The sequence below is a fragment of the Pantoea sp. GL120224-02 genome, assembly GCF_900215395.1.
Lineage (GTDB): Bacteria > Pseudomonadota > Gammaproteobacteria > Enterobacterales > Enterobacteriaceae > Pantoea > Pantoea communis.
In genome coordinates this window covers 235300-260471 of record NZ_OBEC01000003.1, presented here as the reverse complement: position 1 = coordinate 260471, position 25172 = coordinate 235300, and the positions used below count along the sequence as shown (strand labels likewise).

Genomic DNA, 25172 nt, shown 5'->3' with positions numbered 1-25172 from the left:
CTTCCTTATTATTTTGTAGGGTTGAAGGTAAAGACGTTGCCAAAAATTTGAATCGGTCCGCCTCAATCCGGGCGTTCAATCGCCAGCGCGACGCCCATGCCGCCGCCAACACACAGCGTTGCCAGACCGCGCATTCGCTCACGCTGCTGCAAGGCATGAATGAGCGTCACCAGAATGCGGCAGCCGGAGGCACCAATCGGATGCCCCAGCGCAATGGCACCGCCGTTGGCATTGACCCGTTCCGGCTGCCAGTTAAGCGCTTTGCCTACCGCCAAAGCCTGCGCGGCAAAGGCTTCATTAGCTTCGATCAAATCCACTTGATCCAGCTCCCAACCAGCCTGTTTCAGGGCTTTGTTGGTGGCAGCCACCGGGCCGATACCCATCACCGCCGGATCCACACCGGCCATGCCGCTCCCGGTCAATCGCGCCAGCACCGGCAATCCCAATGCGGCGGCGCGTGATGCTGACATCAACAGCACGGCGGCCGCGCCATCATTCAGGCTGGAAGCATTACCTGCGGTCACGCTGCCGTCCTTTTTAAAGGCGGGATGCAAACGCGCCAGCCGCTCTGCTGAACTGTCCGCGCGTGGCTGTTCATCTTCACCGATCACCAATGTCTCGCCTTTAGCCTGCGCCACCGCGACAGGCGTGATTTCGGCGCGGAATGCGCCCTGTTGCTGTGCCGCCACCGCTTTCTGTTGGGATTGCAAGGCAAACGCATCCTGATCGGCACGGCTGATGTGGAATTCATCGGCCAGATTCTCGGCAGTGATCCCCATGTGGTAGTCGTTAAACGCATCCCATAGACCATCGTGGATCACGCTGTCCATCAGTTGACTGTGCCCCAAACGACAGCCGCCACGCGCCTCCGGCAGCAGATAAGGGGATTGGCTCATACTCTCCTGACCGCCCGCGATAATGATCTCAGCGGCACCGCTTTGAATGGCTTGTGCGGCCTGAATCACCGCTTTAAGCCCTGAGCCACACACCATGTTCAGCGTGCTGGCTGGCACGCTGTAAGGCACGCCCGCCGCCACGGCCGCCTGGCGCGCAGGGTTTTGCCCGCATCCGGCGGTGAGTACCTGCCCCATAATGACCTCATCGATTAGCGCGGGATCGAGCGCGGTTTGTTTCAGCAGTGTGGCAATCACCTGCTGGCCCAGTTCTGCAGCAGTAAGAGACGCCAGCGCACCGTGAAAACGGCCGATGGGCGTGCGGGTGGCTGCCACAATCACACATTCGTTCATGATGCCTCCTTTGAAAAATGCATTTCACGGACATCATCGGCGATGCGTAATTGCCCGGCCGTCTTTGCACGGATCTCATCCAGCGTGACGCCCGGCGCATACTCACGCAGCACAAAAGCGCCCTCTTCAATCTCCAGCCAGCCGAGTTCAGTGATCACTTTACGAATACAGCCGACGCCGGTAAGCGGCAAAGTGCATTCGGACAGCAGTTTTGATTCGCCATGCTTTGATGCGTGCGTCATCATCACGATGATGTTTTCCGCACCCGCCACCAAATCCATCGCGCCGCCCATGCCCTTGACCATTTTTCCGGGGATCATCCACGATGCGATGTTGCCGCTAACGTCCACTTCCAGCGCGCCCAGCACGGTAAGATCAACATGGCCGCCGCGGATCATGGCGAAAGACTGTGCCGAATCGAAGATTGCCGCACCCTTTCTTGCGGTCACCGTCTGTTTGCCGGCATTGATCATGTCGGCATCCAGTTCGGCTTCGGTGGGAAACGCCCCCATGCCCAACAAACCGTTTTCCGACTGCATCATCACATCCATGCCCTCAGGTACGTAGTTGGCCACCAGCGTCGGCATGCCAATGCCAAGATTGACGTAATCGCCATCGCGTAGCTCCTGCGCCACGCGCTGCGCCATCTGTTCACGCGTGAGCATGTGCGCCTCCTTCACTCAGGGTGCGTTTCTCAATGCGTTTCTCGAAGTTGCCCTGTATCAGGCGATCGACATAAATGCCCGGCGTATGAATAGCTGCTGGATCCAGTTCACCTGGCGCCACAATCTCTTCAACTTCAACAACGGTGACACGGGCAGCCATCGCCATCAGTGGGTTAAAATTCTGCGCAGTGTGGCGATAGATCACATTGCCGTACCAGTCCGCTTTCCAGCCTTTGACGATGGCGAAGTCACCGCGGATCGCTTGTTCCAGAATGTAGTGGCGCCCATCGAATTCTCTGACTTCTTTACCTTCTGCCACGGGCGTGCCATAGCCGGTGGCCGTATAAAATGCGGGTATACCCGCGCCGCCTGCGCGCACTTTTTCCGCCAGCGTCCCCTGCGGCGTGAGAATCACTTCCAGCTCACCGCTGAGCATCTGCTGCTCGAACAGCGCGTTCTCACCGACGTAAGAGGCGATCATGGTTTTGATCTGCCGATTCTCCAGCAGCAGCCCGAGGCCAAAGCCATCCACGCCGCAGTTATTCGAGACCACGGTCAGCCCCTTAATGCCCTGCTGACGAAGTTCGGCGATGAGATTTTCTGGAATGCCGCACAGGCCAAATCCCCCCGCCAGCAGCGTCATGTCGTCTTGCAATCCAGCCAGCGCCTGCTGATAACTGGTTACGCGTTTGTCTAATCCTGCCATTGCTGTACATCTCCTCAGCTCACCGAATAAAGCCATCCTCGCGTCACAAAAATGATTTGTTAATTTTGTTTTTATTGGCCTTTCATTTACTTTTCTTATTAATATTCCGTTAATCGTTGTTTTACATAAAGTTAACAAATAGAAAAATGAAAATGACTATCAAGCAGTTACGCGCGTTCTTAGCGGTCGCTCACACTTTGAGTTTTGCTCAGGCCAGTGAACGTCTGGCAATTTCGCAACCGGCGCTGAGCCTGGCGATCAGCGGATTAGAAGAAGCGTTGGGCGGACCGTTGTTTATGCGCACCACCCGCCACGTATCACTGACGCCGGAAGGTGAGATCTTTTTTCCCATGGCACGACGGCTGCTGGCGGATTGGGAAAATGCCGAAGAAGCGATGCATCTGCGTTTTACGCTGCAACTGGGGAAAGTGTCGATTGCCGCCATGCCCTCTTTTGCTGGCAACCTGCTGCCTGCGGTGCTGAAGGCTTTTCGCCAGCGCTATCCCGGGGTCAATATCGCGGTGCATGACGTGATCAATGAAACGGTGTTGGAGATGGTTCAGGAGGGACGCGTGGAGATGGGTGTCGCCTTTGAACCCGAACTGGCCGATGCGCTGCACTTCACCCCGCTGGGTAGCGACCGCTTTGTTGCCGTGGTGCCCGCTGATAGCCCGTTAGCGGAGAAGCCACAGCTGAGCTGGCGAGAACTGCTGCATCTGGATTTCATTACCTTGCAGCGTCCTTCGGCGGTGCGTCTGCTGCTTGAGCAGTCACTGGCACAGGCAGGAAGAAGACTCGACGTCGCTTACGAAAGTCATCAATTGGTCACCGTGGGCAAAATGGTCGCCAGCGGTTTGGGAGCCAGCGCGGTGCCTGCTCTTTGTATTCAGCAGATGCGAGAACTCGGCGCGGTATGCGTGCCGCTGGTCTCACCACAGATTGAGCGGCGAGTGGGCATTTTGCGATTGAAACAGCACCAGCTCTCGCACGCTGCTGCCGCTTTGGCGCAAACTATGAGTGACGAATGTCGCTGGCCCGACTCATAATTCAGCGTTAATTCACAACGTAACCTCAACCAGACAATATTTGTCGCCTGGTCTTCCTAAATGCACAGTCTTTTTTTATCAATTAAATAAACACCAGACATTAACAATTGATTTAGCCAAATAAAATATTTCGTATATAAATCATAGCCAGTAAGCTGAATCCTCATCCGCTTTGATTAATTGTACTAATCAAAGCGGTCACAAGATTGCTAATGATATGTAAAAATCTTCTCCGCGCGGACATTTTAAGATCAAATCCACCCTGCATTAGGTGTAAGAATAATCCTAAGAGAGATAAATATCCCCTTCCGTAAGGTGAACTTCATTACTCAATTACCTCGCCGCATCACAACCCACAGACCAGAGGCAGTTTTCATTACATCAAATAAAAATTAAAAATCCTGGAATCTCACTTTTCACACCAAAGATAATCAGGCTCAACACTGACGAACATTCAATTATTTAGCAATTAATGCTATCTAAATTTTGATCCCAAAAGCCGATTTTCACCATTAATCCTGGGGGATTTAGAAAGTTCTTAACTCTAAAGGGGTATGAAACGATGACGATCATGCCAAGTTGAGAAAAGACAATGGAATTTTAAAAATCACCATCCCGTACAACCTAAGACTTTTCTGAGGGTAAGAAATGACTAATTTTCTTAACTCGTTGAATAAAAACAACTATCCTGCCAGGATATCCGCAGCTCTTACAGGAGCGGATGAGTTTGTTATGAAAAATACCACACGAGAGGACTTACGCTGTGCCAGTTGCAAATATGGCTGCCAGCTGACGAACCGAAACAACGATATTCTTAATCGCTGTCCAATACAAAAAATTGCGATTTGGCCGGGGAACAATCATTTCCTGATTAAAGGTGTACTTTCATTAGTCGCTGGTCGCTATGAAAGTGTGTTTTGCCGGGGATGTATATTCGTTGATTTTTCGCGAGAAAACTTACGTTATCTCACCAATAAAAACTGGATTGATTATCTGAAATCCACCGGGCTGACCATCGTTTTGGTCTCCGATCGACCGCTGGCCGCTCTGGCTGCACACTGGATAAAGAGTGAGGGAATCCACTCCGTTATTTATTGTGAAGACCGGTTAGAGGATATCAAGAAGGTGATTAACAGTACCTATTATGGTTTAAAAGGAGGCGCAACAAGGAGAGTTAATGCACTGTCGAATGAGGAAGTAACCTTTCTGGATTTAGCCTTAAAAGGGAATTCACTTTCTGCCATTTCGATAGCAATGAACCATGAGATGAAAAAAATTTACAACATCAAAGATTCGATTCGACGAAAGACCGGTACCAGCCTTAATCAGCTGATCTCGGGTCACTAAGTAAAAGGATTACACGAAATGACGCAAACACATAAAACACTGCTTTCACTGGTTATCACCGGTGCCCTTTTCTCGGCCTCTGCCGTTGCAGCGTCCGATAACACCATTAATTTCCAGGGTGAAGTGGCTGATGAAACCTGTTCCATCTCGGTGAATGGCAATGCTGCCTCACCGGTGGTGCTGATGCCCACCGTGAGTAAATCCGATCTGGCTGCCAGCGGTGATGTCGCCGGTCAAACCGCCTTTACCGTAGGTTTGACCGGTTGTACCGGCAACTCAGCTTCCTCAACAAAAATTTCAACGGTGTTTGTCGGCAACAACGTGACGGCCAATGGCAACCTGGCGAATACCGGCACCGCAAAAAATGTTGAGGTCCAACTGGTGGACAGTAAAGACGCGGTGATTAACCTGACAGGCGGCTATACCGGTGATGGCGACCTGACGCTTGCCGCCGATGAGACCGAATCCTCGGCCACTTATAAAGCACAATATTATGCCAATGGTGTCGCCGCTGCCGGAACCGTGGCTGCTTCATTACAATACGCTGTGACTTACCAGTAATAATTAATCAGCGTACGTTCGGATATCCGGGCGTGCGCTGCATGCCATGAGATTGTCTGTATGTATTTACGCAATGCCCTGGGCGCGTTATTTATCAGCGTGATGTCAGCCTCGGCAGCAGCAAGCGTCACGCTGCTGGGCAATCGGATTATTTATCCGGCACCCGCCAGCTCCATCAATATCCAATTTAAAAACGACGATAGCATTCCCTATGTTATTCAGACCTGGTTTGATGAGGGTGATATGGATGCCAAACCACAGCAGATTAATCGCGTGCCCTTTATCACTACGCCGCCGGTATTTCGTATTCAGCCGAAATCAGGGCAGGTCGCGCGTATTGTCGTCAGCCAGCCAGACAAACTGCCTCAGGATCGAGAGTCCGTTTACTGGTTTAACATGCTGCAAATTCCGCCCGCATCACAGGCTGCCGCCGATAAGAATGCCATGACGGTCATGCTGCGCAATCGGGTGAAATTGTTTTATCGCCCGGCGGCAATAGGCAAACCGGGCAATATTTTATCGGGTATTAAAGTCCGCACTCTAATCGATCCCCAAAAAGGCAGCGGATTACAGATCGATAATGCGCAGCCCTGGCATGCTTCATTCATCGCTATTTCCCTGCGTATCGCGGGAAAAAATTATGCGTGTGAACCTGTAATGGTTGCCCCGTTCTCCGTGCATACCTGCTGGTTCAGTCATACCAAACAACGCTTACAGGGTGTAGGCAGCGTCAAACTCGACGCGATTAACGATCAGGGAGCCAGAATAAGTGAAAATTACCCCATCAACTCCCAATGAATTGAAATTCCCCTTATTCTTTCTGACCGTTTCATTCTATTTCTCAACAGCCGTGCACAGTGAAGAATATTATTTCGATCCGTCGCTGTTTAAAGGCTCAGCCTTCGGTCAGAACATCGCGCAATTCAACCAAATCGAGTTGCCCGCGGGGCATTATCTGGTCGATGTTTATGTCAATAATGCCCTCGTGTCATCCAGCGTGAAGCTGGAATTTTTGCCCCCGGCACAAGGAAAAGAGGCCGAGCCATGCTTGCCCTTTTCGCTGGTGAAAATGTTGCCGTTAAAAAAGGTTCCAGCACAGCCAATCGATCGCGAGTGCGCCCCGCTTGTTGACTGGACGCCACAAGGGAGCTGGGCTTTTGATGCCGCCGCGTTACGCCTGAATATCACGCTGCCCCTGTCAGCGCTTAAGCGCACGCCACGTGGTTATATTCCGCCCGAACAGTGGGATGGCGGGATGACCGCGTTATTCCTGCGCCACAACACCAATTACACCTGGACGGAAAACAGCGCGGCCGCCTACCGCTATCAATATCTGTGGAGCGGGATCACCGCAGGCACCAATGTCGCCAACTGGCAGCTGCGTCATCAGGGCAATCTTCGCTATCTCAGCAGCAGTGTGGGTGGTAGCAGCTATCGCTACAACAAGGTACGAACATGGGTGCAACGGCCACTGACGTCGATCAATAGCCAGCTTTCCCTTGGCGATAGCTACACAGACAGCTCGCTATTTGGCAGCCTGCCGTTTAATGGCGTAAAACTCGCCACTGACGAACGTATGTGGCCGCAAGGCAGACGCGGTTATGCCCCTGAAATTCGAGGCATCGCCTTATCTAATGCCCGTGTGATTGTGAAACAGTTGAACAAGGTCATCTATGAAACCGTGGTGCCGCCTGGCCCGTTTATCATTGATGATCTGAACAACACCCGCAGTCAGGGAGATTTTGAAGTAGAGGTGATTGAAGCCAACGGTAAAATCGCTACCTTCACGGTGCCCTACTCCTCGGTTCCTGATTCGGTTCGTCCGGGCAATTGGCATTACTCGCTGGCGCTGGGCCGTGTGCGCCAATATTACGCTGTGAATAACGCTTTTTTTGAGGGCGTGATGCAGCGCGGCGTCAGTAATAGTTTGACGGCAACCGTCGGTTCACGGCTGGCGGAAGATTACCAGGCGTGGCTTCTGGGAGGTGTCTGGGCAACCGGAATCGGTGCGATGGGTCTGAACACCACATTTTCCCAGGCTAAGGCCGAAAATGACCAGCGCACCTCCGGCTGGCGTGCCGAGTTGAGTTATAGCAAGACCTTTCAGACCGGCACCAACCTGGTCCTGGCCGCTTATCGATATTCGACTCGTGGATTTCGCGACCTTCAGGATGTTTTAGGGGTTCGACGCCAGCATCAAGCGGACATCAACTACTACTCAGACTCGCTCAACCAGCGTAATCGCTTATCGGCGACACTCAGCCAGTCAATGGATGCGTATGGCCTGGTCAGTTTAAGCGCCAGCACCGCCGATTATTACAACAACCAGTCACGCATCACCCAGTTGCAGTTCGGCTATAGCAACAGCTGGCGCAATATCAGTTACGGTATCAATATGGCGCGTCAACGCACCTGGTGGAATACCCAGCAATTTAACCTGAGCGTCAACGATAACCTCGACAGCAGCCGCCAGCAGCGATACAGCGAAAATACCCTTTCAGTGAATATTTCAGTACCGCTTAACTGGGGTGCGGGTCTTTCATCTGTGGCCTACAACTACAACCAGTCAAAACAGAGCCAGTCTTCGATGGCGACACTAACAGGTTCGGCAGGCGAACAGCGCGATTTCTCCTATTCGCTCTACGGAGGAACTGAGCATTACCGCAATGGCGTTAACGGAGAAGCGAGCTCCTTTGGGGGCAACCTGCAGCAAAACACCCGTTTTGGCGCAGTCCGCGCCAACTACGGCCAGGGAGATCACTATCGCCAGGTCGGTTTAGGCACGTCTGGCACTTTACTGCTGCATCGTGGCGGTCTCACTGCGGGGCCTTACACCAGCGATACGTTCGCGTTGATCCATGCCGAGGGCGCCCAAGGTGCAGCGGTGCAAAACGGACAAGGAGCCGTCATTGACTACAACGGATATGCGCTGCTGCCCTCGCTCACCCCTTATCGTGAAAACACGGTCAGCCTCGATACGTTGCACATGCGCGCCGATGCTGAGTTAAACGGCGGAAGCCAGCGTGTGGTTCCTTATGCCGGTGCCGTGAGTCAGGTGAGTTTTGCCACCTTACGCGGCACCGCGGTATTGATTTCACTGAATACCACAGAGGGGATGGCACCGCCGATGGGCGCCGAAGTGCGTGATGCCTCCAACACCGTGATTGGCGTTGTCGGTCAGGGAAGCCAGCTTTACGCACGCGTTCCGCATGACTCCGGCAGTTTGCAAATCAGCTGGGATGGCAAAACCCCACGCTGCGCCGTCAATTATCAAATCACCGGAAAGACGCAACAGGCGCTTATCCTCCTCAATGGTATTTGCAGGACGCTATAACTCGTGAAAATTAAATATCTCCTCGTAGTGCTGCTGATGCTGCCGCTGACGTTATGGGCAAACTGCATCAAAGTCACCAGCACCTCATCGCTATCAGCCGCCGCTCTGGCAGCCGGCTATACCGCATCGTCCTGGACGGGTGCCTGTGATACCTGTTCAGGCAACCTGGGTTTGCCATCGGTGATCAGCATCAACAGCGGTACATCCTTTCAGCCCGCAGGATCGTTGCTGGCCAGTTCAGTCGGTTCGTTTCTCACCTCCGCCAGCAACACCGCTTACAGCCCGAATCAGATTCTCTACCGCTGTGCAGTAGCGGATGCGGGCAGTTTGTATGAGATGTACGCCACCAACGGTGACAGCGCCTATGCTGGCATGTATGCCAGCAGCGAGGTTAGCGGCGCTTATTACGATGTGGCGAAAAACGTGGCAGTGCGCATGACCAATCTGACCACCGGTGAGTATTACAGCCGCTACTGGAAGTCACGCCAGTTTACCGCCGACAGTTGGTACTCTGACGGCACCTACCTTTATATTCCGGCCAGCGCGTTTAGCAACGTGTTGTACGAAATGTTCAAAATCAGTTCAACCAGCTATTACGCCAATGGCGATAACCGCTACAGCGATCTTTGGACGCAGCCGCGCGGCTATATTGCTTTTAAAGGCCCAGGTCTGGACACCAACAGTCTGGCGGTAGGTCAGGACAGCGCCAGCTATTGGTACGGGTTTTACGGCAACTGGCCCGCCGCCTGGAGTACGTATCGCAACGTGACCTATGTGCGGGGCGCGTTGTGTGAAGTCCAGAACTACCCATCTGTGGTGCTGCTGCCAACCATCAGCGTGAACGCGCTCAAAGCAGGCGGTAGCAGTCAGGTACCGTTTTCGATCTCGCTGCAGTGCGAATCGGGCGCGCGGTCCAGCACCAGCACATCCACCAGCACTGCCGCCAATGTCGCGATGGGCTTGCTGGTGAATCAGCCCAATGCAGTGTCACAAGCGACACAGTTAGGTTTGACCACCAGCGGCGGCGGATTGACCTGGCTGCTGGATAATCAATATGGCAGCAGCGGCGTGGCCTCGGGTGTGGGCATCAAAATTTATAACGCCAGTGGTTCTGCCATTAACTTATTGCCTAACCTCGCCAGCACCGGCACCGGGAATACGCGCGGCTGGTATGCCTATACGGATCTCACCTCGCTGGTCTCTTCCGGTAGCAGCAATATTTACAGCGGTGATTTTTTGGCTTCGCTCGAAGCCATAAGTGGACAAACAGTAACAGCAGGGACAGTCAATGCGCAGTTGCAAGTGGTGGTCAGTTTTCAGTAACACATTGGCATTGAGCAGCCTGTTATTCGCTGCTCACGCCATGGCCGTGGTGAATGTGGATAGAACACGCATCATTTTTAATGCCGGTGAGAGCAGCCAGGCGCTAAATATAAAGAACGGTGCGGATACCCCCTCCGTGGTACAGATCTGGAGCGATGACGGTGATTTGATGCAGTCCCCGGAATTGAGCAGTGCACCCATTTTTGCCATGCCGCCGATGATGAAACTCGCACCTGATGAGCAGCGTGCAATTCGTCTGGTGCTCACTTCACGCCAGTCGCTGCCGGAGGATCGTGAGAGCCTTTACTGGCTGAATATTTATCAAATTCCCGCGCTGAGCAGGCAAACAGGCAGCGCCGAACAAAAAATCATGTTGCCGTTGCGATTGCGGCTTAAGGTTTTTATCCGACCGGCGGCGCTGGGCGTGCCTCAGCCTGAAGATGTGCAGAAGCTGCGTTTTATCGTGCACGAACGCCAGCTAACACTAAAGAATCCAACGGCGTGGTATATGAGCTTAAGATTACAGATTGCCAATAAGCTTAAAGTGGATGATGTGCTGGTGGCGCCGTTTGGTTCGTTCACCCTCCCATTAACGCGACCGGTTCAGGTGGGTGAGAGCGTGATTTATGAGGTGTTTGACGACAACGGTAACCCGGTGGGATATCAAAGCCATACCGATACATAAGTTAGATTGCCGCGCCGTGATGGCGCGGTAATCTGGTGTCATTCACGAAGCGTTTTTGTAAGGATCGCGAACCTGAGCCACCGCCAGTGCGCCGAATAGCAATATTACCGATACTGCTAACAGTGCCCACATAAAGCCGCCTGACATCTGTTTAAATCAACCATCTGTTGCGAGACTCACCATGCAAGCGACACATACTCGCCACCTCGCCACCCTCAAAATATCTTACAAACGTGATTTAGCCCTAATGCCTATTAATCGCCGCCAAATAGCAGCCAAATCGCGCACTATGGGCGTGGATATACACGGTTTCAGGCCGCTGTAGCAGATCTAAAACGGTTTGCCCCACTTCATCACCCGTCGCCAGCTCTGCCGCAATAATGCAGTGCTCAAGATTGAAGGCTCGCAGTGAGAGTTGACGCTTAGCGAGGTATTCCGGGATCTCGCTGTAGAAGATGCCGGACTGCATACAACCTTCATGAATGAAGATTGCGTGCTTCCCCTGGTATGGCGATTGCGCGGGTTGATAGGTGTGATTAAGCAAGATCGCATTATCTCCTGGTGGAACATCCTTCAAGCCAATGCGGTCTGGCAAAGCCGAGGCTTGGCTGGCTAACACTCGGCGTGCGTTGTACTGTGCCAGGTACTCATCATCCTTTCCGTATAAATGTGCAAAATCGCTGCTATTCAATCCGCTAATAATGTAATGCATACTGCCTCCTGCTAATAACATGGGTTCATCAGCAGTAAACGTTATCGAGCCCATCCTTGCTCGCTGGAAACGGACAGAGAATTATTGATCGCAACCGCAATTGCATTCACCTCCTTAGCTCAATCAGCCAGGGTTTGCTAAAGTAGTGGGCATCAAGTATCAAGCGCTGCACTTGCATGTTTACACGGGAATTTGACCATGCCAGATTACATTTTCTATAAAAAAGATCAGGTCATTGCCACTGTTGAAAGGACAGATGTCGAGAGCGCCGTCTTGCTCATTTCACAAAGCTATAAAAAGTTAGATGAAGAAGTTGAAGCGGCAACTCCGGAAGCGGCGTTAAAACGGTTAGCGGATATACAAAATCAAGACAATGTAACGCATCATGCTTTCGTGACGGGTTCGGTATTTAGCTCTATCGTCAGTGCGCTGTTCAAATGATTCTCCCTCGCCTGCTTTGCGCCGCTAAAACCCTTGTGGCGCACATTCTCCCAGCATAATTAACTCTCTGACAAACTGTCACCGCATAATATGATGCAGAATAAAACCGGTCTCACTCATCACGACACAATCTATTATTTCACCCCTCAAGCACTTTGACAGAATATACCTTCATCGCTACGCTTTAATGCAAGGATATATGTCACAAACTTGCACATCTTAAAGAGATTACCTAAGGTATCCGCCTTTCAGCCTCTTATAGCTTTCATTTCCATAGGTGAATTTTTTGGCTGCGAAAGCTATAAGATCGCTCTAATTTTACTCATGGAGGTTTATGAGCACCGGAACGATTTCTAAACAATCTGACTTAACCGTTGATGATATTACGGTCATCGATAACAAATTATTAAAACGCGCTGTGAGTGCTGCTGCGTTAGGCAACACCATGGAATGGTTTGATTTTGGCGTATATAGCTATCTCGCCGTGATTATCGGCCAGGTCTTTTTTCCTGGTGCCAGTAACACTGCGCAGTTAATCGCCTCCTTCGGCACCTTTGCCGCTGCGTTTTTAGTTCGCCCAATCGGGGGAATGGTATTTGGGCCGTTAGGTGATCGCTTTGGGCGGCAGAAAGTGCTCGCCTTCACCATGATCATGATGTCGATTGGCACCTTCTGCATCGGCCTGATTCCCAGTTATGCCAGTATTGGCATTGCCGCCCCGATCCTGTTGCTGGTGGCACGTCTGGTGCAGGGTTTCTCCACCGGCGGCGAATACGGTGGCGCAGCGACCTTTATCGCGGAATACTCCACCGATAAGCGCCGTGGCTTTATGGGTAGCTTCCTGGAATTCGGCACACTGGCGGGTTATCTGCTCGGTGCCAGTCTGGTCACCGGCATGATCGCACTATTACCGCATCAAGCCATGATGGATTGGGGCTGGCGTATTCCCTTTTTCCTGGCCGCACCTCTGGGATTATTTGGTCTCTATATTCGCCTGAAACTGGAAGAGACGCCGGCATTTAAAGAGCACATGGACAAGCGCGAAGAGCTTGAGCACAATAAGCCTCAACTGACCTTGCTGCAGATGCTGCGTGTACAGAGTAAACCGCTGTTGAAATGTATTGGCCTGGTGCTGTTATTTAACGTATCCAATTATATGTTGACTGCTTATATGCCCAGCTATTTAACCGGCGTATTGGGCATGAGTGAATTATCCGGGCTCATGTTAGTCATGGTCATTATGTTTATTATGATGCCATTGACGTTGATGTGGGGACATTTAACCGACCGTATGGGCCGTAAGCCGGTCATTGGCTTAGGGGCTCTGGGCTTAATATTGCTGGCTATTCCCAGCTATATGCTGATTGGTTCTGGCAATATGATGTTGGTATTTGCCGGTCTGGCGGTATTAGGTTTATTGCATACCTGCTTTAGCGGCACCATGCCCGCCACATTACCGGCCCTGTTTGTCACCGATATTCGCTACAGCGCATTAGCGATAGGCTTTAACCTCTCCGTGTCACTGTTCGGCGGCACTACGCCGTTAATCACTGCATGGCTGGTGGACACCACGCACAATGCGATGATGCCCGCTTATTACATGATGGGCGCCGGAATTGTCGGTTTGATTACGGTGCTAACGTTGAGTGAAACCGCGCGTAAACCGCTGAAAGGCTCTTCACCTGCAGTCGCCACCAAAGCGGAGGCGCATAAGCTGATTGATAAATTACGTAAGCAACGCGGCCGCAAGGTCCAGCAACACAAACCAGCATAATCTTCGGGGCGACCATCAGGTCGCCTTTCTTCTATTCACCTCCCTGATTAGCGAAGCGTAAGGCGTCGATAATTTCCTAAACCCATCTGTTCGCGCCAGAAAAGCGCAAAATATCGACTATGATCTGTTCTCAGTCTTTCTTGTCGTCCCACTGTATATCGTACTCAGTCAGCATCTTTAAACGGAACGTGTACCGCTTGATGTCGTCCATTGCCCTTGCGAGGGTTAAACGAGGCAATTGAATGGAATTCAGATCATTTAAGAAATCCTGGGGAGCTGAGATTCAGGCGGATGGCAGCGTGCTATTCCGCTTGTGGGCACCGGGTCAGCAACAGATTACCTTGCGTCTCGCCGATGGCGATCATCTTATGTCAGCCTCGGACGATGGCTGGTATCAACGGCAACTGGGCGGCATACAACCTGGTGCGACTTACAACTTTGTACTGGCGGATGGCACGGTGGTGCCCGATCCCGCCGCTCGCGCGCAACAATCCGGGGTCAATGGCCCTTCCGTGGTCGTCGATCCTCGTCATTATGCATGGCAGCACACGGATTGGCGCGGACACGCCTGGCAAGAAACCGTGGTGTACGAACTGCATATCGGGACTTTCACACCCGAAGGCACTTTCGAGGCCGCCATTACCCGCTTGCCCTATTTGCAGGCACTCGGCATTACCATGATTGAGGTGTTGCCGGTGTCGCAGTTTGGGGGCAATCGCGGTTGGGGCTATGACGGCGTATTGCTGTACGCACCGCACTCCGCTTACGGCTCGCCGGATGATTTCAAAGCCTTCGTGGATGCTGCACATGGACACGGCCTGTCGGTGGTGCTCGATATTGTGCTCAATCACTTTGGTCCGGAAGGTAACTATCTGCCGCTGCTGGCCCCTGATTTCTTCCACAAAGAGCGCATGACACCCTGGGGCGCGGGCATCGCATATGATGTTGATGCCGCACGTCGTTACATCGTGGAAGCGCCACTCTACTGGTTGCAGGAATATCACCTCGATGGCCTGCGCTTTGATGCCATCGATCAAATCGAAGATACCTCCAGCAAACATGCGTTGATTGAGATTGCTGAACGTATTCGTCGTGAGATAACGGACCGCCCTATCCACCTCACCACGGAAGATTCACGCAATGTCACCTTCCTGCACCCGCGTGACAAACAGGGCCATGCGCCGCTGTTTACCGGCGAATGGAATGACGATTTCCACAATGCCATTCATGTGTTTGCCACCGGTGAAACCCATGCCTACTACCAGGATTTCGCTGACATACCTGAAAAGCTGATTGCACGCATTCTGACGGAAGGTTTTGCCTATCAGGGGGAAATCTCGCCGCAGAGCGGTCAACGGCGCGGCGTGCCCAGTGCGGCACAGCCTCCGGTTGCCTTTGTTGATTTCATCCAGAATCACGATCAGGTCGGCAACCGTGCGCAAGGTGACCGCTTGATTACGCTGGCAGGCGCCGATCGCACCAAAGTGCTGCTGGCCACGCTGTTACTGTCACCGCATATCCCGCTGCTGTTTATGGGCGAGGAGTATGGCGAAACCAACCCGTTCCTGTTCTTCACCGATTTTCATGGTGATTTGGCTAAAGCGGTACGTGAAGGACGCGCCCGAGAGTTTACCGGCCATGCGGGGCATGACGACAGCGTGCCCGATCCCAACGCGGCAGAAACTTTCACCCGCTCGAAACTCGACTGGAGCAAGCTGGAAAGTGAGAAAGGCAAAGCCTGGCTGGCGTTCACTCAGCAATTGTTGGCCTTGCGTCAGCGCCACATTGTGCCGCTGCTCGCCACGGCGGGCGGTCACAGTGGCAAAGTGCTGAGAACGGCCAAAGGTTTTATCGCGGTGAGCTGGCAGTTCCCGCAGGGTGAACTCTCGCTGGCACTGAATATCAGCAAGCAGGCGCAGCCCTTACCCACTATGGCAGGCAAAACCCTCTTTGCCTGGCCGCAGGAGAATGATGTGTTGCCGCAACATGCCATTGTGGTGCGTCTGGCACAGGGAGAAAAAGCATGACAATTCCTTCAGCAACCTACCGTATTCAGTTCCGCAACGGCATGACTTTTGACCGCGCCATCACCTTGTTACCTTATTTGCAGCGGCTCGGTATCAGCCATCTTTACGCCTCACCTATCTTCACTGCCACCACCGATTCCACGCACGGCTACGATGTCACTGATGCCAATGAAATCGATCCTGCGCTGGGCGGACGTGACGGTTTTAACCGACTGTCGGCGGCATTACAGCAGGCCGGCCTCGGCTTAATTCTGGATATCGTGCCAAACCATATGGCGGCGTCACTGGAAAATGCCTGGTGGCGTGATGTGATCGAACATGGTGAAAGCAGTCAGTATGCACGCTATTTCGATATCGACTGGTCGCGTCCCCTCACATTGCCGTTCCTCGGCGATGATTTTGAACGCGTGCTGCAAAACGACGAATTGAGCATTAAGCCCCATCCGCAAACTGGCCATCCGGCGCTGGCTTACTACGACAGCTTCTATCCGCTGACGCCTGCCAGTTGGCAAGGACGCGCCGATGAGGTGCTGGCCATCAACGATCGCGCAGCGATTGCCGAATTGCATCAGCAGCAGCCCTGGCAGCTGATCAACTGGCGTGACGCACGAAAAGATCTCTCTTACCGACGCTTCTTTGAAATCACCGGGCTAGTCGGCGTGCGGGTCGAGGATGAAGCCGTGTTCAACGCCTCACACGCACTGATTCTGGAACTGGTTCACAGCGGTGCTGTGAGTGGTTTGCGTGTCGATCACGTTGATGGTCTGGCCGATCCGCAGGGTTATCTTCAGCGTTTGCGCAGAGCCGCAGGTGAGGATTGCTATATCACGGTGGAGAAGATTCTGGCGGAAGAGGAGCAGATCCCGCCTGAATGGCCGATCTCCGGCACCACCGGCTATGAGTTTATCGCCGCGCTTTCACATGCGTTGATCGACGATACCCAGATTGATGCGTTGCATCTGGCCTATGAAGCCGTCACCGAAGAGCGGAATGATGTCAGTGCTGGTCTGCGCGCCGCCCGTGAATTGATGGTTGACCGTAACTTCGCCGGTGAATTTTCACGTCTGCTGGCGATAGCGACCGGGGTGGCACATTTAGAACAGCGCAATTTTGGCGAAGCTGAGTTGCATGTCGCCCTGCGCGAGATGCTGATCGCCTTCCCGGTTTACCGCACCTATGGTCGCCCGGCGGGCATGCCTTTGGCGGGTGAAGCGCTGCTGCAACAGGTACTGGAAGCGGTGAAGTTCAGTGCTTTTCCCGCTGCACTCAGCTTCCTGCAGGCCATATTACTCGGTGCGGTCTCGGAACAAAGTGAACCGGATGCCGCTGAATTCCGTACGCGCTTCCAGCAACTCACCGGCCCGTTGATGGCGAAATCGGTGGAAGACACCCTGTTCTTCCGAAATCACGCCATCCTTGCCATCAACGAAGTCGGCGCGGAACCGCTGCCGCACCCCTTCTCTGTGGAACACTTCCACCAGCAGATGCAAACCCGGTTACATCATCAACCCGACGCACTTTCGACGACGTCAACCCACGATACCAAACGTGGGGAAGATGCCCGTGCCCGACTCTATTCACTGAGCGAAGCACCCGCACTCTGGGCAGAGAACGTCACGCGCTGGCGGGAGCTGAATCAATCCAAAGTGCTCACTATGAACGAAGGCCCGGCCCCCGAACCGGCGGTAGAATGGATGCTGTATCAGGCGCTGGCCGGTGCGTGGCCCACGACCTTACGACCAGATGACCAAGACGGGTTGCGTACCCTTGAGGCACGCTTTTTACCGTTTGTGGAGAAAGCGCTGCGTGAAGCCAAGCTTCGTACTGACTGGGCGGATGGCGACGAAACTTACGAACAGGCGGTGCTGGAATATGCAAAACATCTACTATCCGCTGAAAACCCAGCATTCCTGACGGACTTCGTCACAGCCATTCAACCTTTCGTTGATGCCGGCCTGGTTAACAGCCTGTCACAGACCGTGATTAAGCTCACCGCACCGGGCGTCCCGGATATTTATCAGGGCAGCGAAGCGCTGGATTTCAGCCTCGTCGATCCCGATAACCGCCGTGAGCCCGATTACGCCGTGCTGGAGGCGCAACTTGTTGATCGCAGCCGTCCTGATTTCACTCAGCCCTCTGACTGGCGCAGCGGCAAACTCAAACAGCAGGTCATCGCATGCTTATTACACCTGCGCCTGGATAAGCCGCAGCTATTCCGTTTCGGCGATTATCAACCGTTGTACGCCACAGGCGCGCATCCAGAGCATCTGATTGCCTATGCCCGACAGGACAGTGAAAACAGCCTCATCGTTGTGGCGCCTCGTTTAATGCTGGAGGGCACTTCCTGGGCTGAAACGTCCATTCCCTTACCTGAGTCACTGGCCCACCGGCACTATCGCAATCTGTTAAGTGGTGCAACCTTAGCGCTTAACGAACAACTTTCTTTAGATAACTTACCGCCTTACGCGCCACTGGTGCTGATTGCCAGTTAATAACAAGCCTGTATTTCTGTTCATCGGATGGAGAGGAATGAATGTCTAACGCAAAGCCTTTAGAAATTATCGCGGGTTCGGGTCAAACGCTTGGCGCAAATTATGATGGCGAGGGCGTCAATTTTGCCCTGTTTTCAGCGTTCGCCGAGCGTGTGGAATTGTGTCTGTACGACGAGAGCGGTCAGCACGAAATCGCGCGTTTTGATCTGCCGGAGAATACCCATGAAGTCTGGCATGGCTACATTCCCGGTCTGCAGCCCGGTGCACTTTACGGCTACCGGGTGCATGGCCCGTTTGAACCAGAAAACGGCCATCGATTCAACGCCAACAAACTGCTGCTCGACCCCTATGCTCGTGAGCTGCGCGGCGATATCCAGTGGAACGATGCGCATTTTGCCTACGACCTGCTGCATGAAGATAAAGATCTGACTTTTGATGAACGCGACAGCGCACCGTTTACGCCAAAATGCCGGGTGATCGATCCCAACGAATTTGACTGGCAGGACCGTAATCGTCCCGTTATCCCATGGTCACAGACCGTTATCTATGAGACACACGTTAAGGGCTTCAGCCAGTTGAACCCGGCAGTACCCCCTGAAATGCGCGGCACTTACGATGGCATGAGCAACAAAGCCACCGTCGAATACATCAAAAGCCTCGGTGTCACGTCGGTTGAGTTGCTACCGGTGCACTGGTTCCCGGACGATCAGCATTTGCTTGATAAAGGGCTGAAAAACTTCTGGGGCTATAACTCACTGGCGTTTTTTGCCCCGGCCTCGCGCTACTTTGGCCCGCGTGGCATTCAGGGCTTTCGTGACATGGTCCGCGCCTTCCACGACGCCGGTATCGAAGTGATCCTCGACGTGGTTTACAACCATACGGCGGAAGGTAACGAATTGGGACCGACGCTGTCGTTCAAAGGCATCGATAACTTCTCCTATTACCGCACCTTGCCGGATCAGCATCGCTACTACATCAACGATACCGGTACTGGCAACACCGTGAACACCTCCCACCCACGCGTGTTGCAGATGGTAATGGATTCTCTGCGCTACTGGGCGGAATCGATGCATATCGACGGTTTTCGCTTTGATTTGGGCACCATTCTCGGGCGCGAACCGGAAGGTTTCGACCAGCGTGGCGGCTTTTTTGATGCCATGACGCAGGACCCGGTACTGTCGAAATTGAAACTGATTGGCGAACCCTGGGATATTGGCCCCGGCGGCTATCAGGTTGGGGGCTTCCCACCAGGCTGGGCAGAATGGAATGATAAATATCGCGACACGGTGCGTGAATACTGGAAAGGCGACAACGTCTCAACCGACTTTGCCGCGCGCCTGCTCGGTTCAGGCGATCTCTACGATCAACGCGGCCGTCGTCCCTGGGCCAGCATCAACTTCCTTACCGCACACGATGGCTTCACGCTCAACGATTTGGTGTCTTACAACGAGAAACATAACGACGCGAACGGTGAAGATAACAATGACGGTCATAACGATAATCGTTCGTACAATTACGGCGCGGAAGGCCCGACCGATGACGAAGGCATCAACGCGGTGCGTGAGCGGCAAAAGCGTAACTTCCTCGCGACGCTGCTGTTCTCACACGGCACGCCGATGCTGCTGGCGGGCGACGAGTTTGGCCGCAGCCAAATGGGCAACAACAATGGATATTGTCAGGACAGTGAAATCTCCTGGCTGCATTGGGAAAACTTGCCGGAGTCCGCGGATGCCTTACGCGAATTCACTCGCCATTTGCTGGCGTTAAGGGCGAAACAGCCGTTGCTGCGCCGTGAAAACTGGCGCGACGGTATGGACATAAAATGGTTTAACGCTGGCGGCGGCTTCCAGCAGGCAGACCAATGGGATGAGGGCAGCACGCTTGGCGTCTACATTGGCCGTCCGGACCTGCAAACCGAAGAAGGCATCTGGCACGATGTGTTGATGTTGTTCAATCCGTTTGAAGGCAACGTGCCCTTCCGCATCCCACAATTTGGCGAAGGCGGTTGGGTACTGGAACTCACCACCTCCGATACGGCTAAAAAAGGGCTGGTGATTACCAAAGAGAAGGATTTCGAACTGGAAGGCCGCAGCATGGCGCTGTTTAGAAGGCCATAATTTTAAAGGGGAAACTGGAGTCCAGTTTCCCCTTTAAACAACAAATGCATCAGGGCCTTTAGCAGCCAGTGTATTTAAGATACGCAGTGCCGGGCCACTCGGCTTGATTTCTCCTCGCTCCCACTTTGAAACGCTATCCACTGTCATACCTAAGGTATAAGCCAGTAATGCCTGACTCAGGCCATACTGTTTACGCATGAGTTTAATTTCCAGACCGGTCATATCATGTACAGCTGCAACACGCTTGCGATACTCACTTGCAGAGATTCGCGTGGCAATCTGAGAGACATCTTCATCAGAAAGTAGGCCTAATCCTCGCAACTCTTCCGCATCTTCAATCATCTCATCCAATGTTGCTGGTGTAGTTTTCATCGCAGTTTACCTCTCTGAATGTCCCACGATTTTTAAGCTGTAGCAGGTCTGCCGCACTCGCTTGTAAGTAGCCTTTCGCAAGGATTTTATACGTTGCCAACACGTCATCCTCGATCTCTTTGGCATTTTTCTTATGCAACTCGCCTTTAGTCCAGCCGTCATAAAAAAATAGTGTGTTTCCCCTTTTGAAGAAAATCACCGACCGGGCACCACCACTTTTCCCCTTACTCAGTGCTATACGCTTTTTAATCACGCCTCCCCCCAGGTCAGCTTCAAACTCGCCCCTTTTGACTTCCGCAGCAGCATGGCAAAGGTCAGCATCATGAAGACTGGCCTTTTTGAAATTCCGATCAAAACGTTTATGTACATAAATCGCCATTCCTTAGCCCTTAACCTTTACCCGTAATGATTATTATAATAACGATTACGACCTCGCGACAATATCGGCTTGTTAGGATTTCTGAATCTGTCGCACAACATATTTCACTGGATCTATTTAAAATCGTGAGAATGGCTAAAAATGTTGCGCCTTCGCTACGTATGATTTGATCTCCATCACCGTGCAATAAAAAATAATTAACTAAATCTCGCATTCTGCCGATGGTTATTAATCTGCCCTATTCCCTGATTTTCCTGAACCAGGGGTGCTTTTAGATTAAGGATAATTAGATGACCATCTCCCAGCGTCTCTTGCTGACCCTTTCCATGTTGTTTGGCGCCATCATCCTGCAGGCGATTCTTGCGCTCTCGCTACTGTCAGGATTTCAGGACCGTTTTGAATTTGTGCAAACTAACGCCATTCCTTCGATTAAGGACATCGGCAAACTGATCGATCAAAGTAACCAGCTGGCCATTACGCTGTACAAACACCAGAGCCAGATTCACGACAGCAACATGCCTGCCGTAGAAAAACAGATCGATGAGCAAATCAATGGACTGAAAGCGCTGACCGATTACTACATGGCAAACGATATTTCGAATGAGGAAGACAAACGCCTGACTAACATCGCTTTTGATAACATCCAGCGCGTTGCATCGCAGTTACCTGCATTTCTTACAGCGTCACGTGCTCACCAGAATGAAGTGAGCCTGAGTTTGCTGGAAGGAGATAGTGGTGTGGGTGCCGCCATTCGTCAGATGATCGCTGATTATCAAACTCAACAGGCACTCAACATTACTGCGGGCGACGCATTGCGCGCCACCAATCAAAGCACCTTCCATTTTGTCTTTTGGGCCACCGTTGCAGGTGTTGCGGCGACAGTGGTGATCTTCGGCCTATTCTCGCTGTTTACGGTGATGCGTATTCGCCGCAGTTTGGGCGCGGTAGGTAAGGTCATGCTGGCGGCCAGCGAGAACCTCGATCTGACTTTAAGCGCCGATGAAAGCCGGCGAGATGAAGTGGGCAATATGGCACACTCCTTCAATATTTTGATGCAGCGCGTCTCTGAAGCCCTCTCTTCAGTGCGTAAAGCGTCTCAGTCCGTGAGCAGCGCTTCAGTGCAGATTTCAGCGGGCAATGAAGACCTCTCTTCACGCACCGAACAGCAAGCGGCATCGCTGGAGCAAACGGCTGCCAGCATGACGGAACTCAGTGAGACGGTGCGCCAAACGGCGGACAACACCCGGCAGGCGAGCCAGCTGGCAGCCAATGCCCGCGCGCTGTCAGAGAAAAATGGAACCTCGCTCACCACCATGCTGTCGACCATGGACGAGATTCGTGGCAGCTCGCGCAAAGTGACTGAGATTGTCTCAATCATAGAAGGTATCGCTTTCCAGACCAACATTCTGGCCTTGAACGCGGCGGTTGAAGCGGCGCGCGCCGGTGAACACGGCAAAGGCTTTGCGGTGGTTGCCGGTGAAGTGCGCAGCCTGTCTCAGCGCTCAAGCAACGCAGCACGCGAGATCAAAGTGCTGATTGAGGAATCTCATCGTTTAACCGAATCGGGTGCCACGCAAGCCAGTGATGTGGGCCGCAATATGGACGTGATGAATGATGCCATTCACCAGGTGAGTCAGTTGGTGAGTGAGATCGCTGCGGCTGCCGTGGAGCAGAGCCAGGGCATCGTTCAGGTGCAGCAAGCGGTTAATCAGATGGATGATGTTACCCAGCAGAACGCCGCCTTAGTGGAACAAGCCGCGGCCGCTTCGCAATCGCTGCAAGAGCAGGCGGGTAACCTGAATCAGTTGGTCGGTAAATTCCATGTCAGCGATGTCATTGACGTTCCACAAACCATCATCCGTACGCCATCGCACCCCAAGCCACAGCGTTTAGCGGTGGTTAATGACGCCGACTGGCAGAGTTTTTAATCACTGTTTCTCCCCGCGTCGCGCACGCGGGGAGCCTTTCTGTTACCCTTTCCGCTAATTTATGGATGGGGATGAATATGGATTTACAGCAACAGCTACGCGGTAAATGGGCGATCTACGGCCTAATGTTTTTACCCGGTTTCACCTGGGCTTCGTGGGTGAGTCGTACGCCTTACATGCGCGATATTCTGCATGCTTCCACGGAAATGATGGGCATGATCCTGTTCGGCTTTTCCTGTGGCTCAATGCTGTGCGTTCTGCTGGCAGGAAAACTCATCACCCACTTTGGCACTAGCCGTGTCATGCGTTATGGCTTTGTGCTGCTGTTGAGTGGCGTCGCAGTCATGTTAGCTGCCCTTCTACTGCACAGCGCGTACGGTGTGTTCGCCAGCCTGGTGTTAATGGGCGGAGGGACAGCGTTAATCGATGTCGTGATAAACGTTGAAGGCGCAGCGTTTGAGCGTCTGATTGGCAAATCGATCATGACCACCATTCACGGCTTCTTTAGCTTTGGCACGCTGATTGGCGCGCTGTCAGGACTTGCCATGACGGCAGTTGATGTCAGCATCACCTGGCACTTTGCCTTCGTGGTGCTGGTGAACCTGCTGATTGTCTCCGCAGCCCTGCGTCATTTACCCGCCACCAGCGACAGCGAACGACATGAACAGGCGCACAGCGGCGGCTTCCTCGCTCAGGTCGGACGCGAGCTGCGCGATCGCCAACTGCTGATCCTTGGGGTGGTGATTTTGGCGATGGCGCTGGCAGAAGGCTCTGCCAATGACTGGCTACCGTTACTGATGATCGATGGTCATAATCTTAATCACACGCAAAGCACGCTGGTGTACGCGGGTTTCACTGCGGGCATGACCGTGGGACGTTTCCTTGGCGGATATGTGGTGGATCGCCTGGGCCGTGTGCTGGTATTACGCGCCAGCGCATTCTCAGCCGCCCTGGGTCTGGCGATGGTGATTTTCTCCAACAACCAATAGCTGGCGGCAGCGGCGGTGTTGTTCTGGGGAATTGGCGCTTCGCTTGGCTTCCCACTGACCGTCACCGCTGCGGGCGATGGCAAAAACAGCGCGATTCGCGTGACCATCGCCGCAACGCTTGGTTATCTGGCCTTTCTGGTGGGACCGCCAGGACTGGGGTTTATTGGTGAACACGCGGGTCTGCGCATGGCGATGTTGCCGGTGCTGGTGATGGTGCTGCTGGCGTTAGTTTGTGCGGGCGCGGCAGGATCTCGTGATGCGAATGAGGCTGATCAACCCGTGTAAAGCTGGCGGCCTTCGGGCCGCCAGAAATGTACGTTTGGGAATAAGGCGCGCTAAAAAAATTAGCCCGAGGCTATGCCGCCAGCATCAATCGACCATTTTCATCATTTGCGGCCTGCAAGTGCAGATCAGCAAGGCGATGGACGATAGTCAATCGGGTGCCACCCGCGTCATCGGGCGCGATTAGAAACGTCACGTCACTCTTCAGGTAAGGTGGTGCGTCATCACGTAACCGGTAACGGATCGATTTTCCAGGTTCGCAGTCAACAGGTTCAGCCTCCGCTAATACAGCGTTGGGTAGCCAGGCTTCCCGGTACTCCGCAATACTGATAGCGCGCCACACTTTCTCCGGCGTCGCATCCAGTTGATACTCTTGTACCAGTTCGTTGGATTTTTCGGCTTCACTCATTGATCCATATCCTTCAGCAAACTTTTCAGGGCATCAATGCGTGTCGGCCAAAACGCGCGATATTTGGCTAGCCAGTTGACCAGAAACGTCATGCCCACCGGGTCAACTTCATAGTTCACAAAGCGCCCTTGCCGCTCTTCACGCACCAGCCCCGCACCCCGTAACACCGCGAGATGTTGAGACATCGCCGATTGGCTGATCTCCATCCCGTCGCGCAACGCCGTGGCATTCATGCGCCCCACCGACAGCTTTTCAAATATGGCACGGCGGGTCGGATCCGCCAGTGCTTTGAATATCGCATTTTCAATCATGTTGATGACATTAGCACTGACTTAT

Annotated in this window: 23 protein-coding genes; 15 read left to right on the top strand and 8 right to left on the bottom strand. The window is 53.0% G+C overall.

Features of this window, described 5'->3' with window-relative positions; translation table 11 throughout:
- Positions 1–62: 62 nt before the first annotated feature.
- The 3 genes from CRO33_RS08265 to CRO33_RS08255 are packed head-to-tail and all read right to left on the bottom strand — an operon-like array spanning position 63 to position 2618.
- Positions 63–1247, bottom strand: coding sequence for an acetyl-CoA C-acetyltransferase (locus tag CRO33_RS08265; RefSeq protein ID WP_097117777.1), 1185 nt, complete (start codon positions 1245–1247; stop codon positions 63–65).
- Positions 1244–1912: a CoA transferase subunit B gene (locus CRO33_RS08260; protein WP_097117776.1), complete on the bottom strand. Its 669-nt coding sequence runs from the start codon at positions 1910–1912 to the stop codon at positions 1244–1246. Before CRO33_RS08260 ends, CRO33_RS08265 begins: the two co-directional genes overlap by 4 nt.
- Positions 1899–2618, bottom strand: a complete 720-nt coding sequence (locus tag CRO33_RS08255; RefSeq protein ID WP_097117775.1) for a CoA transferase subunit A — start codon at positions 2616–2618, stop codon at positions 1899–1901. The genes CRO33_RS08260 and CRO33_RS08255 overlap by 14 nt, the downstream gene beginning before the upstream one ends.
- 146 nt (positions 2619–2764) lie before the next feature.
- On the opposite strand from CRO33_RS08255, the gene CRO33_RS08250 reads away from it, so the two are divergent.
- The 7 genes from CRO33_RS08250 to CRO33_RS08220 all read left to right on the top strand — a co-directional run bounded on the left by CRO33_RS08250 (position 2765) and on the right by CRO33_RS08220 (position 10914).
- Positions 2765–3664, top strand: coding sequence for a LysR family transcriptional regulator (locus CRO33_RS08250; RefSeq protein ID WP_097117774.1), 900 nt, complete (start codon positions 2765–2767; stop codon positions 3662–3664).
- Between the two features lie 648 nt (positions 3665–4312).
- Positions 4313–5011 (top strand): LuxR family transcriptional regulator, encoded by a 699-nt coding sequence (locus CRO33_RS24760; RefSeq protein WP_237448762.1) that lies wholly within the window; start codon positions 4313–4315, stop codon positions 5009–5011.
- A gap of 18 nt (positions 5012–5029) precedes the next feature.
- Positions 5030–5572: a fimbrial protein gene (locus tag CRO33_RS08240; protein WP_097117773.1), complete on the top strand. Its 543-nt coding sequence runs from the start codon at positions 5030–5032 to the stop codon at positions 5570–5572.
- 60 nt (positions 5573–5632) lie between these two features.
- Complete coding sequence (locus CRO33_RS08235) at positions 5633–6370, top strand: fimbria/pilus periplasmic chaperone (RefSeq protein ID WP_097117772.1); 738 nt, start codon at positions 5633–5635, stop codon at positions 6368–6370.
- Positions 6342–8906, top strand: coding sequence for a fimbrial outer membrane usher protein (locus CRO33_RS08230; protein ID WP_441339535.1), 2565 nt, complete (start codon positions 6342–6344; stop codon positions 8904–8906). The genes CRO33_RS08235 and CRO33_RS08230 overlap by 29 nt, the downstream gene beginning before the upstream one ends.
- A 36-nt stretch (positions 8907–8942) precedes the next feature.
- A complete protein-coding gene (gene stbD, locus CRO33_RS08225) occupies positions 8943–10229 on the top strand; it encodes a fimbrial usher protein StbD (protein WP_058961285.1) in 1287 nt (428 codons plus the stop codon).
- Entirely contained in the window at positions 10195–10914 is a 720-nt protein-coding gene (locus tag CRO33_RS08220) for a fimbrial assembly chaperone (RefSeq protein ID WP_097117770.1), read from the top strand. The genes stbD and CRO33_RS08220 overlap by 35 nt, the downstream gene beginning before the upstream one ends.
- Positions 10915–11158: 244 nt before the next feature.
- Here CRO33_RS08220 and CRO33_RS08215 read toward each other — a convergent pair whose 3' ends face one another.
- Positions 11159–11626 carry a DUF1203 domain-containing protein gene (locus tag CRO33_RS08215; RefSeq protein WP_097117769.1) on the bottom strand — a complete coding sequence of 156 codons (468 nt, stop codon included), beginning with the start codon at positions 11624–11626 and terminating at the stop codon, positions 11159–11161.
- A gap of 198 nt (positions 11627–11824) precedes the next feature.
- On the opposite strand from CRO33_RS08215, the gene CRO33_RS08210 reads away from it, so the two are divergent.
- From CRO33_RS08210 to glgX, 5 genes are all read left to right on the top strand, one after another.
- Positions 11825–12067 (top strand): hypothetical protein, encoded by a 243-nt coding sequence (locus tag CRO33_RS08210; protein WP_097117768.1) that lies wholly within the window; start codon positions 11825–11827, stop codon positions 12065–12067.
- Positions 12068–12401: 334 nt separating this feature from the next.
- A complete protein-coding gene (proP, locus tag CRO33_RS08205; protein WP_097117767.1) occupies positions 12402–13841 on the top strand; it encodes a glycine betaine/L-proline transporter ProP in 1440 nt (479 codons plus the stop codon).
- A 242-nt stretch (positions 13842–14083) separates the two neighbouring features.
- Positions 14084–15868 (top strand): malto-oligosyltrehalose trehalohydrolase, encoded by a 1785-nt coding sequence (treZ, locus tag CRO33_RS08200; RefSeq protein WP_097117766.1) that lies wholly within the window; start codon positions 14084–14086, stop codon positions 15866–15868.
- Positions 15865–18360 (top strand): malto-oligosyltrehalose synthase, encoded by a 2496-nt coding sequence (gene treY, locus CRO33_RS08195; RefSeq protein WP_097117765.1) that lies wholly within the window; start codon positions 15865–15867, stop codon positions 18358–18360. Before treZ ends, treY begins: the two co-directional genes overlap by 4 nt.
- 41 nt (positions 18361–18401) lie before the next feature.
- Positions 18402–20477, top strand: coding sequence for a glycogen debranching protein GlgX (glgX, locus tag CRO33_RS08190; protein ID WP_097117764.1), 2076 nt, complete (start codon positions 18402–18404; stop codon positions 20475–20477).
- Positions 20478–20510: 33 nt separating this feature from the next.
- On the opposite strand, the gene CRO33_RS08185 is transcribed toward glgX, so the two are convergent.
- On the bottom strand, positions 20511–20849 hold the full coding sequence (locus CRO33_RS08185; protein ID WP_034822694.1) for a helix-turn-helix domain-containing protein: 339 nt from the start codon (positions 20847–20849) through the stop codon (positions 20511–20513).
- Positions 20821–21228 (bottom strand): type II toxin-antitoxin system RelE/ParE family toxin, encoded by a 408-nt coding sequence (locus tag CRO33_RS08180; protein WP_097117762.1) that lies wholly within the window; start codon positions 21226–21228, stop codon positions 20821–20823. The genes CRO33_RS08185 and CRO33_RS08180 overlap by 29 nt, the downstream gene beginning before the upstream one ends.
- 290 nt (positions 21229–21518) lie before the next feature.
- On the opposite strand from CRO33_RS08180, the gene CRO33_RS08175 reads away from it, so the two are divergent.
- The 3 genes from CRO33_RS08175 (at position 21519) to CRO33_RS24945 (ending at position 24430) form a co-directional block, all read left to right on the top strand.
- The gene (locus tag CRO33_RS08175; RefSeq protein WP_097117761.1) at positions 21519–23156 is read left to right on the top strand and encodes a methyl-accepting chemotaxis protein; all 1638 of its coding nucleotides are present in this window, start codon (positions 21519–21521) and stop codon (positions 23154–23156) included.
- Positions 23157–23227: 71 nt separating this feature from the next.
- Positions 23228–24145 carry an MFS transporter gene (locus tag CRO33_RS08170; RefSeq protein WP_369682972.1) on the top strand — a complete coding sequence of 306 codons (918 nt, stop codon included), beginning with the start codon at positions 23228–23230 and terminating at the stop codon, positions 24143–24145.
- Positions 24146–24160: 15 nt separating this feature from the next.
- Entirely contained in the window at positions 24161–24430 is a 270-nt protein-coding gene (locus tag CRO33_RS24945) for a hypothetical protein (protein ID WP_369682971.1), read from the top strand.
- 70 nt (positions 24431–24500) lie between these two features.
- Here CRO33_RS24945 and CRO33_RS08165 read toward each other — a convergent pair whose 3' ends face one another.
- Entirely contained in the window at positions 24501–24836 is a 336-nt protein-coding gene (locus tag CRO33_RS08165; protein WP_097117760.1) for an SRPBCC family protein, read from the bottom strand.
- On the bottom strand, positions 24833–25147 hold the full coding sequence (locus CRO33_RS08160; RefSeq protein WP_034822684.1) for an ArsR/SmtB family transcription factor: 315 nt from the start codon (positions 25145–25147) through the stop codon (positions 24833–24835). The genes CRO33_RS08165 and CRO33_RS08160 overlap by 4 nt, the downstream gene beginning before the upstream one ends.
- Positions 25148–25172: the final 25 nt, after the last annotated feature.

Coding starts and splice junctions, on each gene's coding strand:
- CRO33_RS08265 (WP_097117777.1), bottom strand. CDS start 1,247: ATGAACGAATGTGTGATTGTGGCAGCCACCCGCACGCCCATCGGCCGT.
- CRO33_RS08260 (WP_097117776.1), bottom strand. CDS start 1,912: ATGCTCACGCGTGAACAGATGGCGCAGCGCGTGGCGCAGGAGCTACGC.
- CRO33_RS08255 (WP_097117775.1), bottom strand. CDS start 2,618: ATGGCAGGATTAGACAAACGCGTAACCAGTTATCAGCAGGCGCTGGCT.
- CRO33_RS08250 (WP_097117774.1), top strand. CDS start 2,765: ATGAAAATGACTATCAAGCAGTTACGCGCGTTCTTAGCGGTCGCTCAC.
- CRO33_RS24760 (WP_237448762.1), top strand. CDS start 4,313: ATGACTAATTTTCTTAACTCGTTGAATAAAAACAACTATCCTGCCAGG.
- CRO33_RS08240 (WP_097117773.1), top strand. CDS start 5,030: ATGACGCAAACACATAAAACACTGCTTTCACTGGTTATCACCGGTGCC.
- CRO33_RS08235 (WP_097117772.1), top strand. CDS start 5,633: ATGTATTTACGCAATGCCCTGGGCGCGTTATTTATCAGCGTGATGTCA.
- stbD (WP_058961285.1), top strand. CDS start 8,943: ATGCTGCCGCTGACGTTATGGGCAAACTGCATCAAAGTCACCAGCACC.
- CRO33_RS08220 (WP_097117770.1), top strand. CDS start 10,195: ATGCGCAGTTGCAAGTGGTGGTCAGTTTTCAGTAACACATTGGCATTG.
- CRO33_RS08215 (WP_097117769.1), bottom strand. CDS start 11,626: ATGCATTACATTATTAGCGGATTGAATAGCAGCGATTTTGCACATTTA.
- CRO33_RS08210 (WP_097117768.1), top strand. CDS start 11,825: ATGCCAGATTACATTTTCTATAAAAAAGATCAGGTCATTGCCACTGTT.
- proP (WP_097117767.1), top strand. CDS start 12,402: ATGAGCACCGGAACGATTTCTAAACAATCTGACTTAACCGTTGATGAT.
- treZ (WP_097117766.1), top strand. CDS start 14,084: ATGGAATTCAGATCATTTAAGAAATCCTGGGGAGCTGAGATTCAGGCG.
- treY (WP_097117765.1), top strand. CDS start 15,865: ATGACAATTCCTTCAGCAACCTACCGTATTCAGTTCCGCAACGGCATG.
- glgX (WP_097117764.1), top strand. CDS start 18,402: ATGTCTAACGCAAAGCCTTTAGAAATTATCGCGGGTTCGGGTCAAACG.
- CRO33_RS08185 (WP_034822694.1), bottom strand. CDS start 20,849: ATGAAAACTACACCAGCAACATTGGATGAGATGATTGAAGATGCGGAA.
- CRO33_RS08180 (WP_097117762.1), bottom strand. CDS start 21,228: ATGGCGATTTATGTACATAAACGTTTTGATCGGAATTTCAAAAAGGCC.
- CRO33_RS08175 (WP_097117761.1), top strand. CDS start 21,519: ATGACCATCTCCCAGCGTCTCTTGCTGACCCTTTCCATGTTGTTTGGC.
- CRO33_RS08170 (WP_369682972.1), top strand. CDS start 23,228: ATGAATATGGATTTACAGCAACAGCTACGCGGTAAATGGGCGATCTAC.
- CRO33_RS08165 (WP_097117760.1), bottom strand. CDS start 24,836: ATGAGTGAAGCCGAAAAATCCAACGAACTGGTACAAGAGTATCAACTG.
- CRO33_RS08160 (WP_034822684.1), bottom strand. CDS start 25,147: ATGATTGAAAATGCGATATTCAAAGCACTGGCGGATCCGACCCGCCGT.